Annotated in this window: 10 protein-coding genes; 1 reads left to right on the top strand and 9 read right to left on the bottom strand. The window is 29.4% G+C overall.

The features are described 5' to 3' along the window. Nucleotides 1–94: 94 nt before the first annotated feature. From OW730_RS07680 to OW730_RS07655, 6 genes are all read right to left on the bottom strand, one after another. Nucleotides 95–964 carry a phosphotransferase gene (locus OW730_RS07680; protein ID WP_271228463.1) on the bottom strand — a complete coding sequence of 290 codons (870 nt, stop codon included), beginning with the start codon at nt 962–964 and terminating at the stop codon, nt 95–97. A gap of 49 nt (nt 965–1,013) precedes the next feature. Further along, nucleotides 1,014–2,018, bottom strand: coding sequence for a WYL domain-containing protein (locus tag OW730_RS07675; RefSeq protein WP_271228462.1), 1,005 nt, complete (start codon nt 2,016–2,018; stop codon nt 1,014–1,016). Beyond that, nucleotides 2,002–3,351 (bottom strand): WYL domain-containing protein, encoded by a 1,350-nt coding sequence (locus OW730_RS07670; protein ID WP_271228461.1) that lies wholly within the window; start codon nt 3,349–3,351, stop codon nt 2,002–2,004. The genes OW730_RS07675 and OW730_RS07670 overlap by 17 nt, the downstream gene beginning before the upstream one ends. Before the next feature lie 304 nt (nt 3,352–3,655). Continuing rightward, nucleotides 3,656–4,879, bottom strand: a complete 1,224-nt coding sequence (locus OW730_RS07665; protein WP_271228460.1) for an RtcB family protein — start codon at nt 4,877–4,879, stop codon at nt 3,656–3,658. A gap of 11 nt (nt 4,880–4,890) precedes the next feature. After that, the gene (locus OW730_RS07660; RefSeq protein ID WP_271228459.1) at nt 4,891–6,324 is read right to left on the bottom strand and encodes a TROVE domain-containing protein; all 1,434 of its coding nucleotides are present in this window, start codon (nt 6,322–6,324) and stop codon (nt 4,891–4,893) included. Between the two features lie 519 nt (nt 6,325–6,843). After that, nucleotides 6,844–7,374, bottom strand: a complete 531-nt coding sequence (locus OW730_RS07655; RefSeq protein WP_271228458.1) for a DUF1700 domain-containing protein — start codon at nt 7,372–7,374, stop codon at nt 6,844–6,846. A gap of 283 nt (nt 7,375–7,657) precedes the next feature. On the opposite strand from OW730_RS07655, the gene OW730_RS07650 reads away from it, so the two are divergent. Further along, nucleotides 7,658–9,694 carry a thioredoxin domain-containing protein gene (locus OW730_RS07650; protein WP_271228457.1) on the top strand — a complete coding sequence of 679 codons (2,037 nt, stop codon included), beginning with the start codon at nt 7,658–7,660 and terminating at the stop codon, nt 9,692–9,694. A 131-nt stretch (nt 9,695–9,825) separates the two neighbouring features. On the opposite strand, the gene OW730_RS07645 is transcribed toward OW730_RS07650, so the two are convergent. The 3 genes from OW730_RS07645 to OW730_RS07635 form a co-directional block, all read right to left on the bottom strand. Beyond that, nucleotides 9,826–11,598, bottom strand: coding sequence for a tetratricopeptide repeat protein (locus tag OW730_RS07645; protein WP_271228456.1), 1,773 nt, complete (start codon nt 11,596–11,598; stop codon nt 9,826–9,828). 32 nt (nt 11,599–11,630) lie between these two features. Continuing rightward, a complete protein-coding gene (locus OW730_RS07640; protein ID WP_271228455.1) occupies nt 11,631–12,776 on the bottom strand; it encodes a sensor histidine kinase in 1,146 nt (381 codons plus the stop codon). Between the two features lie 208 nt (nt 12,777–12,984). Continuing rightward, nucleotides 12,985–14,331, bottom strand: coding sequence for a DUF4832 domain-containing protein (locus OW730_RS07635; protein ID WP_271228454.1), 1,347 nt, complete (start codon nt 14,329–14,331; stop codon nt 12,985–12,987).

Here is a 14,331-nt window from a genome sequence, read left to right as displayed (position 1 = left end):
TCATAACTTGTATACCTCCATAGTTTTCATAAATATTATCTTATAAGATTGTACCATAATATTACATCAAATACAAGATTAGCTTCAATCCACGTTAAATGTTAATAAAAGGTATCATTCTAGTTTGATATTCTAACCTCTCCTGATCTAACTCTTCAATTCCATAGGCTTCTATAAACGCCCTCTTCTCATCTTCATCTTTAAAATAATAGAATAGTATTGCTATATCATAATATGGATCTCCAATATCACAGAATGCCCAATCAAGGATAGAAGTTATTTTTCCATCATACCATAAGAAATTCTTAGGTCTATAGTCTCCATGAATAAGAGTTGCTTGTCCATTCAAACTTTTATTTTCCTTTAACCACTCTAATTCTGTTTTTGGATCTATCATTTCACCATCCACTTCAAAATCATAAATATCTATAGTTTTATTATTAAAATGAGTTTCTGCGAAATAAAGTTGATCATTGATTACTTTATCATATGGATAATGATTTATTTTTATATTATGAATCTTAGTTAACTCTTTAGCCATCTCTCTTATCATATATAGCCTTTCTTCCTTATCTTCTGTTGTGAAGAATAATTTATTTAACGGTGTTCCGTTGCTGCATTCTCTTAAAAGATAATAAAACTCTTCTTTCTGAAAAAAGTCATATACTTTCGGTACTGGTACATCAGCATTTTTAAGAGATTTCATAGCTAGATATTCAGCATAAAGCTCTTTACCTCTATATTCACCTTTTGCTATCTTTAATAAAAACTTTCCTAACTCTGATTCAATTATCATAACTAAACTACACATACCCTGCTGAGGATATGATACATTTTTGATATCCCCAACCTTATTTAGAATTTCTTCTGGCAAATCCACCTTATCTTCTGGTTTCATATTTTTTATTTCTTCAACCTTTATAAACTCTGTTATATTTTCTATTCTTGGTTTAATGTTTATCATATTTTCATCCCCCAAAATTCTACCCCATGGAATACCCCAGGGGTTATCTTTACATTTCCATCGCTTTCTTTATCTTACTAACTATCACATCAATAACCCTCTGTGGAGATATTACCTTTACAAATGGACCAAGAGCTATTAGTTTTCTAATAACATCATCCTCTTCAAAAGTATAGTAATTAAGTTTAATCTCATATTTGTTTTCTCCTAAAGTCCTTGAACTTCTCTCAAAGCCTGAAAAACACATGAAACATCTTTCCATAGCTGCTCTCTCATCAGTAACTTCTAATATTATAGGTTCTTTTGCATATTTCTTTTCTTTTAGTAACTTAAAAACTTCTTCTCTATCAATATTAGGCTTCATATCATGAACTAGTTCTAACTGTTCTATGGTATGAAGATTTACCATAATAGGTCTATTTTCTTCTAGTGAGTACATTGATACTCTAAATCTATCATCTCTTAAAGAGTATTCTATTCTTATTGGGAGTGATAGTTTATTCTCGTATCTATTTCCCCATTTATCCACGTTGCTATATCTTATAGGCTTATTCTCTACTATACCTTTTAAGATTGTATGAAAGTCATCATGAAACTTTGAGTAATCAATACTTATATCATTATTTGCTGTATAAGTTCTCTCAATCATATTGATATTACCTATACAATTTACATCACTTAATGACTGCTCTAATTTTTGAACAAGTGACTCCCCTAATAGTACCTTCACCATAGGCTCATCAATTAATCTTTTGATCCACTGTTTTTCTACTACAGTTAACCTGACAGGAAGAATTTGATCTGGTTCATGATTAATTACTGGATAAAAAAGCTCATCATTCGCCATTAGAAGATTGAAGTTTTCATCTTGATTATACTCGTTCAATAGTAGCCCTTTAAAGGTTTTGAAATCTTTACCAATGACCTTCTCATCATATTCTCCATCTTCTATAAGTTTTATCACTTCTTCTTTACTAAGGCCTTCCTTCGCTAAACTTAAAATAAGGAATATCAAACGAAAATACCTGTTTTTACACTCATGAAATAACTCCATAATTGTTCAGCATCTCCTTCCAATCATCTTTTAACCTTTTATCTAACCATTTAGGTGAAATTACTTTTATGTTCCCTGAAAAACTTCTAAGCCAAGGTACCATCTCACTGCAATCATTCACCTTCTTTTGAATCAAATACTCTTCATTAGCTACATTATCTATGGTACATTCCCCTAGTTCATTTTTTATCTTTTCCAATATGTATTTCTCTTTAGACTCATCTATAATTACCTTGAGTATTAATGTGTCATGACCATCAACATTATTACAAGGAACACTTGACCAACTATGTTTCATGCACTCAATATATCTTTCTTGAAGTTCTGTGGGGTCATATTTTTCTTTATGAATAGTGACTTCCTCAACCCTGTCTAAACGAGAAGATATGCATCTTCCATTTTCATTAAAACTTATAAGATAAAATCTTCCGCAATTCACATCATACCTAAGCTTAAAAGGTTTAATAACCTCTCTGGATTTTAATCGTCTTCCTGCTTTTGAGGTACTATGGCTAATTAAATTTCTATTTTTTATGGCCTTCATAAATTTCCAAAGAATCTCTTCATCAATCAAAGGATGAAAATGTAGATTTTTATACTGAAAACAATCATCATACTCCTCATTAATTCCCCTCTCATGACTCATATAATCCTTTAATGTTTCTTCGCAATAATATCCACTTATTGTTGGAAATAAAATATTCTTATAAAGAGACACAACAAAAATCAATTTTCTCAATTCATCATTAGTAAGCTCTTTTAAAATATCATCATTAATACTATAGGCTTTGCTCCTACCTTTTTTCTCATATTTTAAAATCTCCAAAGAGTTTGTTAATTCATTTAACTTTCTCTGTACTGTCTTACTACTAATATTATCATATGAGATTAATCCTTCTTGAATTAAAAAATCCTCAATTTCTAAAAAGGTAGCAGGTTTATTAATTTTTTTTAGAGCCATTAATAGATAAAAGTGTAATATAAGATCTGTTTTAGTGAAGCTCTTACTCTGATAGGTACCAACCAAGAAATTTTGTGTATTACTAATAGAATCATAACTAAGACTTAAAAGTTTGTTTCTTCCTTCCCAATCACTTCTTATGAATTCCTTCTCAATATATTGCTGTATTCTTCTTATTTCATAACTTACTTTTCTAGAGCTAACTGAACTCTTATTCTCTAAATCCTCCCTGGAAAAACAACCATAGAGAAAAATATCTCTTAATATGCAGCGTATATTATCATAGTGTTTTATAAAATCACTGAACATAAATCCACCCCTAACTAATACACTATTCCTTACCATTATATACCATGAATTATCAAATTTCATCTATATACCAACATAAGAAAACAAATGCAAAAACAAATGCAAAAACAAATGTATAATGTATAATTGATAATGTATAATGAAGGATGCTTCTGACTAAGGTCAGAAGCTACATTTTATTGTTCTTTAGCACAAGAGATTTTTACTCATTTTATCTTTAGATAAAATATTGTACTAAAAATACAATGTTTCATATAAATGAAACGAGTAAACCTCTATTGTTTCATAACAAATAAAATGTAGTTTCTGCTCATAGAGCAGAAACATCCATCATTCTACATTATACATTCTACATTATCCATTTCCTTTAAGATCCTGCTTTAAAATTATATATAGGCTTAATCACCTCTACAATATCAACTGTATCCTGTATGTTATTCACTATTTCTTCCATAGGCTTATATACCATTGGAGCTTCGTCTAAGGTTGCCATACTGACTGAAGTTGTATATATTCCTTTCATAGACTCTTTGAATTCTTCTAAGTTTACAGTTTCTTTTGCCTTTGACCTGCTCATCAATCTTCCTGCACCATGAGGAGCAGAGTTGTTCCAGTCTTCATTTCCTTTTCCAATACATATCAAGCTTCCATCTCTCATATTAATTGGAATCAGAACTTTCTCTCCTTTGTATGCAGATATACTTCCTTTTCTTATTATGTTATCTTCAAAGTTAATGTAATTATGTGTAGTATTAAAATATTCGAATCTTTTTAGTTCTCTTCCAAGTAATTTTTTTAATATTATATCTGCCATTGTTTCTCTATTTAATTCTGCGTACTCTTGACATATGTTCATATCATGCAAATATTTTTCTCTGAATTCCCCGGTTAAATAACATAATTGCTTAGGATATTCAGGTTGAAGTTCATCATACTTTTTCTTTAATTCCTTTAGAACTTTTTGTAATTCTTTTCTTCTTCCAGCCTTCTTATACTCCTGAATCAATTCCTCTCTCTCTTTGTAATATGATTCTTTTCCGCTGCATAAGTCAACTGCTAAATCCTGATAATACTTTGCAACTTGTGTACCAAGATTTCTACTTCCAGAGTGTATAACAAGATAATTTTTTCCCTTTGAGTCTTTTCCAACTTCTATGAAGTGATTTCCTCCCCCTAATGTCCCAATACTTCTCTCAAGTCTCTTTGTATCCTTTAAGTCTCTGTAGCAGTATAAATTCTGTAATTTTTCAAATCTTACAATCCTTCCTTCATGTGTACTCTTTCCTGAAGGGATATGCTTTCTAATTATCTCATCAAGTTTTTTTAAATCTAACTCTGTATCTCCTAATTCAACAGTAAGCATACCGCACCCAATATCAACTCCAACAATATTGGGAATTACCTTATCACCTAAATCTGCTGTAAATCCAATAACACATCCTACTCCCACGTGAGTATCTGGCATTATTCTTACTTTACACCCTTTAGTAAATGGTAAATCACATAGTCTTTTTAATTGATTTATAGCCTCTTCTTCTATATTATTAGTGAATACCTTTGCTTCACTAAACTGTCCTTGTACTTTAATCATAGTTTCCTCCATTATTCAAAGTGATACTTTTCTATCTTCTCTTTTAAACTTTCTGTTCCCTTCTCCGCTTTGTGTATAAATTCCAACACTTTTTCATTCCATCCAGCTATTATATTGACTTTCTCTCCATGGAACTGCTGTGTTCCATATCCTTGTAAATCTATAGCATGAATCCACACATCTGGATTAACCTTCTTTTTGTATTGTTCAACATAATATTGACATGTATTATATCCACTATTAATTTCATTATCTGAAAGAATTATTATTCTGTCTACAAAAATATTATTATCAAGGAGATATCTTATAGGTAGTGTTATATTTGTTCCACCACCGTTTATGGGAATTGAATTTGCATTTGCTATTATTCCATTACGAGTTGAAATAGGATTTGAGTATAGATGTGTATCAAAGGTAGTTGTAATTGTTTCTTCACAAATATGATTTGCAATTGCCATCATTAGTACAGCAATCTCAGCGCATGAAATATCACTTTTTCCACTCATGCAGCAACTCATTGAACCAGATACATCTGCTGAAATCATAGTTTTCCCTTTTAGTGTTTCAATATTCTTTGTAGAATACTCTATAGCCTTCTCTAGAGTATCATACACCTTTGATGTTCCAAGTCCTTCATTTCTCAAAACATTATATGCTGAATAATATCTGAAAGGTAGCTGTTTACTTTTTCTAACTCTGTTTTCATCACTTAAGAAATTATATATATCTTCTAAATTATTTGGCTGAGCTTTAATTATATTCCTAAGATTACGTAAAGCAGCCATATAACCTAATCTTTTTTCAGCTATCAACTCTTCCCATGTCTCTTTATTATTTCCTTTAGTTGATAGTTCCACTTCCCAGGTTACTAGTGTTTTTAACTTATCCTCTAAAACTCTTTTGAACATATGGTTCTGTTCTTCTGTTTTAGCCTTTGGATGAGTAAGGCATAATAGATCCTTTAATCTTACATCTTTTTTTCTATTATACTTAGCAAGTGAATACTCATCAAAAGTGATAAATGCATCAGCTATTCCTTTTTTCATGGAATTAGGAATAGGCTTACCATAATTACTTAAAGTATAGCTTACTATCTCAGTCATATCATCTACTCTCTGAACAACTTCTGTTATTGCTCTTCTCACATACTGCTTTCCTTCCTCTGACTGTGCAAGTTCTCCTATAAGTACATGTGAAATACTTCTTAGATACATTTCTTTTCTAGCATATATTGCAAGGTTAGCCACAAACTTAGCATCCTTTTTAATCATCTTTCTTATATCTTCTAATATTTCTTCTGAGTTATCTCCATAAAACTTGCTCTCATTAAAGAAACTTGTTAATATTGCCATAATTAATCTATCTTTTATATCCATACTATAGGCAAGATGCCCTGATCTATTCATTTTTAAAGTTCCACTCTTATTAGAATTAAATTTACTCATCTAACCACCTCCATGGTAAAAAATAAAAATAGGGAGAAAAGCGAAAAGTGTGTTTTTATTCTCAATTTGAAGTAACACTTTTCTGCACTGCCCTATAGGTCGGCTTTAAAATAATCAATATAGAGAGAAAAGCTATTTAAGTATTAGAACACTTTGTAATTTTTAGTGTTCTATCAGTCTTACTTTGTACTAATATTTAGTATAAAGTAAAACTCTAACTAACAATCCTTAATTTTATAATCGAAGTAACTTAAATATACACTGCTCTATATTAATTATCTAAATAATAAAGATTAAAGAATAGGGAGGAAATCGAAAAGTGTTTAATTTCAGTCTGATCGAAGTAACACTTTTCTCCACTGCCCTATTGATTATTTCTTTCTCCTTACAATACTAATTATAGTTTTATTAGTTATGATTTTACAGACAAAAACTTTGCAATATTAACCTAATTAAGAAATAAAAGAGCATGAAAAAAAGCAAATTCAAGTTATGTTGAATTTGCTCTTAAATGATCTATTAAGATTTTATATTTCTATGATAGCTTGCTACTATGAACCTAAAATATTTACGAAGACCCTTCCAACTATAGAATGCTACTATTGCTAAAATAATTGCAATTGGTGCACCATAGAGAAGGCTCATACTCAATGGCACTTGCTTTCCAGCCCAATAAGACATATGAATCATTGACTCACCAATACCAAAGGTTCGCAGTATACTTGCAATAATTGTTAATATTGATGCTAACCCAAAACCTATTGAGATAGCCCCTAAAACAGGAACTACAAAAATACTAGTGAAACCTGTAAAAATGAAAAATGGTATAGCTTTAAAAGTATTATTATTTTGAATATAATAGTCACCTATATATGTTTTAGCTAACACTTTAGGATCTCCCATTTTTGCAAGTACAACACTTTCCTTTTCACCTGCAGATACTGCATTACTAATATGATGTTCAATTTCCATTACTATATCTTCTCTTTGATTCTTTGGTAACCTTTTTAAGTTTTCATCAAATTTTTCGATGAAAGTATTTCTATCCATTATTACTCTCCCCCCTTAATTCCATAATACTGAGTCTTAATTACGTAATCACTCCATTACCCCATTTACTTAACTCATATGTAAATAATTGTATAATATAGTATTTCTTTTCACAAGCTATTGTATTATAAGTTCACATTTTTTTAATTATTTATTGTAATCTAAATTTAAGTAATCTAATAAACATCAACTATGGATTTGTAAGTTATATATTAATTGTATGAATAGTACATCTTCTAAAGTGATAAACTATATTGAAAATAGTTAGAAGGAAGGTAATGATATGACAATTGCAGTAGAGCATGTTAATAAATTAATTCATGAAAATTCTCCTTATTTGTTACAGCATGCCCATAATCCAGTAAACTGGTATCCATGGTGTGAAGAAGCTTTTGTAAAGGCACAGCAGGAAGACAAGCCGATTTTTTTAAGTATTGGCTATAGCACATGTCATTGGTGTCATGTTATGGAGAAAGAGTCCTTTGAAGATGAAGAAGTAGCTGAGATATTAAATAAAAATTATATAAGTATTAAAGTTGATCGTGAAGAAAGACCAGATATAGACAGTGTATATATGAAGTTCTGTCAAGCATATTCTGGAAGCGGCGGTTGGCCTCTTTCAATACTTATGACCCCTGATAAAAAACCTTTCTTTGCAGCAACTTATATTCCTAAGCACAGTAAGTACGGCCTTGCTGGATTTGTAGAATTACTTGAGTCTATTAAGGAAACTTGGGAATTTAAAAAGGAAGAGGTTTTAAATGCAGGTAATAGCGCACAGGATGCTTTAAGAAGAAGTGAAAAGCTAGATATTAAAGCTGTTGATGAAGATAAATTTATAGATTCAGTTATGAGGAATCTATATACTATAGCTGACTTTAAATATGGCGGCTTTGGTGATAAGCCGAAATTCCCTGCTCCACACAATCTTTTATTTTTATTAAGGTATTGGAAAAAAAGTAATAATGAGAATCTGCTAAAACACGTAGAAAAGACTCTTGAGTCAATGTATAGAGGTGGAATTTATGATCATATAGGCTTTGGATTCTCAAGATATTCAGTAGATGAAAAATGGCTGGTACCTCACTTTGAAAAAATGCTCTATGATAATGCCCTTTTATCCTATACATATTGTGAGGCATATGAAGCAACTAAAGATCCTCTTTACAAGAAATTTACTGAGGATATCTTCACCTATATTCTTAGAGATATGACTTCTCCTGATGGAGGTTTCTATTCTGCCGAAGATGCAGACTCTGAAGGTGTTGAAGGAAAGTTTTATGTTTTTTCTCCTGATGAGGTTAAAAGTGCTTTAGGTGAAGAAGATGGTGAAAGATATTGCAAGCTTTATGATATAACTGAAAAAGGTAATTTTGAAGGAAAGAATATTCCTAACCTTATCAACAGCACAATGTCAGAACTCACTAATCATGAGATAGATAATTTAAGAGAAAAGCTTTATAGATTTAGAGCAAAGAGAGTTCATCCTTTTAAGGATGATAAAATCTTAACTTCATGGAATGGGCTAATGATTGCTTCTCTTGCACATGCTGGAAGAGTATTTCACAATAAGGATTATGTAATTCAGGCTGAAAAAGCAGCAAAATTTATACTAGATAATTTATCAAATCATGAAGGAAGACTTTTTGCAAGATACAGAAATGAAGAGACTATTAATTTAGGCATACTAGATGACTACAGCTTCTTTATATGGGGATTAATCGAGCTTTATCTCTCAAACTTTAAAACTCTTTATCTGGAAAAGGCTATTACATTAACAGATAAAATGCTTGAACTTTTCTGGGATGAAGATAGCCACGGTTTCTTCCTGTATGGAAAAGATAGTGAAGAACTTATAGTAAGACCTAAAGAACTATATGATGGTGCTATACCGTCTGGAAATAGCGCTGCAGTATACACACTGCTACAGCTATATAAAATAACAGGAATTGATAAATATTTAGATATATCAGAGGAATTTTTTAAAGCCTTTGGAGGTAAAGCAGAAGAAGCTCCTACAGCCTATACTTTTTATGCTTCTTCTTTGATGACAAAAAATACTCCTGGTTCTCAAATTATCTTGTGTGGAGATGTAGAGAATGAAGATATCCAAAATATGCTCAGAGTATGTAATAAAACTTATGATCCATTTAGAATTGTTTTAGTAAATGATGGTGATGAAAAACTTAAATATCTATGCCCTATGTTGAGTGATAAAACTCAAATAGATTGTAAAACAACAGCTTATGTTTGTAAGAACTATTCATGTCAGAAGCCTATTACATGTGCGGATGAACTAGAGAAAATTTTAAGTGAATAAAATTTAATAATTTTAAAATGCTATGGAAAAGAATATGCTAGGTTAAAGATAAATATAATTTACTTATAATTTATTCCACATAAAAAACTGCTAATAAACAACCGTCTATTAGCAGTTTCATATTAAACATTTTACATATTCAAAACATCCATTAACTCATCATGATTTTTGATAACCTCATACTTGCAGAAATCATCATTACCCTTTTTATAAATATTCTGTTTTATCATAATATATCTTTTATAATATTTTATCAGGTTATGAAAATTGAAAAACTGTATTCTAAATTCTTCTGGTACAGAGAGTATTGTATCTTTAATCTCCTCACAAGCATCATTATAATATTCCATAGCTTTGGAGTAATTTTTCTCTTCAAAATAATAATCTCCTAAACTACTGCATACCATTCTATGAATCTTTTTATCTTTAATTTTCATAGATATCTCATAAGCTTCCATAAGTTTTTCTATATTTTTATGTTCATTACATTCACAGGTTATATAATCTATATATATTTTTTTTATTCTTATATGTTCTTGTTCTATTTTTAAGTATTTATAATCATCTATTAGCTTAAGAGCAATTTCTTTATTTCCACTACAAATCATCTCTAAAGCAACCTCATATACTATGTTCAGTATTATATCACTGCTTGTATATTTTGATAGCATATATTTAATTGCTTGTATGGAATTTAATATCTCCCTTTTATTTTTTGCTTCCTTAAGCTTTATGAACTCAAAAACAATTCCAGTGTCCCATTTCCCTATGGTTTCATCATTGCCTAATATAGTTAAAGCTTGTTTAATATTTTTCTTAGCTTGATTAATATCCCCGAATTCTAGAAATAAATTTGCTGTAGCTCTATAATACCATGCTGAAAATAACCCTTGATTAGGATAAACTTTAAGTTCCTCTGTAGATATTTTAAAATACTCATAAGCTTTAGGGTAGTTTTTCATTTTTAAATATACATTGATTAAAAATACATATTCATAAAATAAATAATTCTGCATATGTATTTTTTTAGCTTTCTCCATAGCCTCCTTACCATAATAAAGAGCCTCTTCATATCTGCAGCTTCTTAAATAAACTTCTCCAATATTACTGTTTCCAAACATCTGAAATTCTTCATATCCATACTCTTCACTTAGTTTTATTAAATCCAATAAATATTCCAATGCTTTTTCTTGATTCTGCATTTTTTCAGAGTAAACAACTCCAATATTATTGGTAACCCCTAGTATCCCTCTAGTGAAATTCACTTCTTTAAAACACTCTAGTGATTGATGCAATAACTCTATCTGCTCTTCTACACTGGTTATACTTGAAGTAAGTTTTGATAAAGCGTTTAGAATTCTTCCTTTATAAATAATATACTTATCTCCACAAAGTTTCAGTGCTTGATTCCCTATTTCTCTTGCTTTTATATATTGGTTTTTTAAATAATATATTTTAAGCCAATACATACTAAGGTCCAATTTCCCTTGAGTATAATCTACCTCTTTAAGAAGTTCTTCAACCATGTCTGCATACTCTGTGCTTTTTTCTAATTCACTTTTACTGAAATAAAGTTCTGCAATTTTAATCAATACATCAATTTGAAGTTTTTTATTTTCTAGAAGTACTGCTATTTCATATGCCTTTTGAAAATACTTTAAACTATTATCCAAATCTCCATTTATCTGATACAAGTCCCCAATCTTAATGTTAAATTCAACTATTCTATCATCCTTATCACTTACATTAAATATATTTAGTGCTTTTTTAATATTCTCTATTGCAGATTCTCTATTATTTTCTTGTTCAAATTTTTTTGCTATCTCAATGAAATAATTTATTTTACTCTCTTTTTCACTATCTTTAAGTAATTGTTTCGTTCCTTCTTCACAATTATTTATCATTCTGTCACACCCCTCCTTAGTATATTTCTTTTTTACAAATCAGAAAGTTCGATTCTTAATCTCTCAAGTCTTCCATCTTCAAAATTAGAGTACATTTCTTTTGGCAGTTCTTCTTCTAATATAATCACTGGAATCTGGACTATAAAGTTAGTACCTTTTCCATACTCACTGTCTACTATGATTTTTCCATTATGCATTTCAACCAAAGCTTTTACTAATGACAATCCTATGCCGCTTCCTTCTCTATTCCTAGTAAATGATTTATCCACTTGCCTGAACCTTTGAAAAATAAGTTCCAATTGTTCTTCGTGTATTCCTATACCATCATCCTTAACTGATATATATACATTCTCATCCTTATCACCTATTTCAACTTCAATTTTTCCATTCTCATCTGTGAATTTTAGTGCATTAGACAAAATGTTTAATAATATTCTTTCAATTTTTTCTGCATCACAGGCAATTATTTTTTCTTCAACTTCCTTTTTTAAAGTTATGTTAACTGATTTTATTTTAGCGTTAATGTTTATGGATTCAATTACACCTTCAACAATTTTTACAATATCATAATTATGAAGCTCTAAATGAAAATAACTTGAATCAATTTTAGTCAAATCTATAATATTATTGATAAGTCTCAATAACCTAAAAGCATTTTTCTTCATGGTTTTCATATATTTATCAAGCTTCAGCTGTGAATCTATTATTGTTCCATTTGAAGCATATAGTTCCACAAGCTGCATTGATCCCATTAAAACATTTAATGGTGTTTTAAATTCATGTGATAAATTTGCAAAAAATTCGGTTTTAAGCTTATCATACTCTAATTCTTTTTCCTTTTCCTCTAATTCCTTAGCTTTATTATTAAGTTCTAAATTTTTATTATTTAATTCACATTCTTTATCTAGTAAGTTTTCATTGTTACTATTTGAGTTACTCTTTTTACTTAATATTTTTATAACTAATATAAATAATAAAACCGATATGATTATTCCCATAATCATTAAGACTATAGAAACACTTCTAAATAGTCCAAAAACTCTAGCCATTTCAAAACTGTTTTGATTATTAATTAGAGTTTTTATCTTCCCATCAAAATAAAAAACAATTATAAATGATACGATTAAACTTACAATTGATGTTATCAATGCTATGTAAATAGTTTTACTTTTTTTCATATGTATACCTCTTTAATGATTTTCATCTTAAAAAAGATTCAAATCCTACTTATAATTAATATATTCGTCAAAAAATGTCAAAACCCTTCATAGTATAACTTTTACATATTAATAAATAACAAACTCAGTATTGAATCCCTTCAATACTGAGTTTGTTGACAAAATTACGATATATTGTTTTCACTCTGTTTTCTGTCTTTAGAATTTCTTAATTTTTATCTAATACATATTTCTTATTATCAAACTTATATTTAGCAAAATAATATACATTATCTTTATATATTAAATCTGTATTTGCTAATTCAATGTAACCATTATTATCAGAGTTAGCTATATAAATTCCAAGTAGTATATCTTCATTATTATCTGCTTCAAATAAATCATCTATATGAGTCTTAATTAAAAATTCTTTTCCTTCTCCATTACTTATTGTAGAAAGTTTCCCTTCTAATATAGATTCATATATTATCTCTTCACCTTTTTTTATAACTAAAAATAATTCATTACCATTATCTATAGGAGCAAACCCAGAATTATGTATAACTGCTCTTAAACTAAAGTCTCTATGAGGTTTTATATATGAAGATAATTCAACTTCACCTAACCATAATCTATATCCTAAATGATTCTTTATATATTCAAAACCATTCTGCCCTTTGTATTCTACAGTTTTCCACTGTTCTAATACTTCTTTATTATATCTACTATTCAAATATGTTATATGTAGACTTTCCATCTCCTTAACGGCATTATTGATACTGGAATATTCACTGACCAATGGCATTTCTCCACCATTAACTCCATGTAAAATATTCACTTTAGCCCATTCCAACTCATCTTCTCTAGTGTAGTCTAAATCATCATAAGTTCCCATATCATTATTAGTAGACAATAATGCATCATTATGTAACCCTATTCTCGCTATATCAATGCCAGCATCTGCTGCATCTCTTATAAATCTTGGTCGTCGCACATTGACAACTATATCATGATTCAAATTATCAAGTAATACTGATAATATTTCGTTTCTTAACTTAACTTCCTCTTCATCTCCAGTGAAAAACTTACTACTATGCCACTCTCCCCATGGACCTATGAATCCAGCCTGAACGCTCAAAATAACATCTTTATTTGCATTTAGAACAGGTGCTATTTGCTTTATATGAGTAATAATATTCTCTATAGAGTCAGGGTCTGTGTACTTTGGATTAAATCCATATGCAGCTCTAAACACAATTTGCATATCATTCTTTCGCGCTTCATTTAAGAATTTTTCCAACTCATTTAATTTTTCCTCAGTAATTTTAATATTTAGGTATTTTTTAATATTATATGCACATAGCGCTATTTTAGCATTTTCATTCTTTAATTCTTCAAATCTTTCTTCTTCATGACTATAAATTTGAACATAAAACCCTCTTCCAGGATTAAGTAATTCTTTATTACTATCTTTAAAAGCTAAAGTACTTTTTGGTATATAAAAATACATAATGATACCTGATACTGCAATTATTAATAACAATAAAATAAATAATAAACTCATAGGCTTCCTCAT

Origin of the sequence: Oceanirhabdus sp. W0125-5 (genome assembly GCF_027938815.1) — a bacterium.
In the GTDB taxonomy this organism is placed as follows: domain Bacteria; phylum Bacillota; class Clostridia; order Clostridiales; family Clostridiaceae; genus Oceanirhabdus.
The sequence above is the reverse complement of the archived record's forward strand: the minus strand, read 5'-3'. Positions and strand labels throughout refer to the sequence as shown.

Bases quoted from the DNA above. Each gene is read 5' to 3' on its own strand.
- OW730_RS07680 (WP_271228463.1), bottom strand. From the start codon at position 964: ATGATAAACATTAAACCAAGAATAGAAAATATAACAGAGTTTATAAAG.
- OW730_RS07675 (WP_271228462.1), bottom strand. From the start codon at position 2,018: ATGGAGTTATTTCATGAGTGTAAAAACAGGTATTTTCGTTTGATATTC.
- OW730_RS07670 (WP_271228461.1), bottom strand. From the start codon at position 3,351: ATGAAATTTGATAATTCATGGTATATAATGGTAAGGAATAGTGTATTA.
- OW730_RS07665 (WP_271228460.1), bottom strand. From the start codon at position 4,879: ATGATTAAAGTACAAGGACAGTTTAGTGAAGCAAAGGTATTCACTAAT.
- OW730_RS07660 (WP_271228459.1), bottom strand. From the start codon at position 6,324: ATGAGTAAATTTAATTCTAATAAGAGTGGAACTTTAAAAATGAATAGA.
- OW730_RS07655 (WP_271228458.1), bottom strand. From the start codon at position 7,374: ATGGATAGAAATACTTTCATCGAAAAATTTGATGAAAACTTAAAAAGG.
- OW730_RS07650 (WP_271228457.1), top strand. From the start codon at position 7,658: ATGACAATTGCAGTAGAGCATGTTAATAAATTAATTCATGAAAATTCT.
- OW730_RS07645 (WP_271228456.1), bottom strand. From the start codon at position 11,598: ATGATAAATAATTGTGAAGAAGGAACGAAACAATTACTTAAAGATAGT.
- OW730_RS07640 (WP_271228455.1), bottom strand. From the start codon at position 12,776: ATGAAAAAAAGTAAAACTATTTACATAGCATTGATAACATCAATTGTA.
- OW730_RS07635 (WP_271228454.1), bottom strand. From the start codon at position 14,331: ATGAGGAAGCCTATGAGTTTATTATTTATTTTATTGTTATTAATAATT.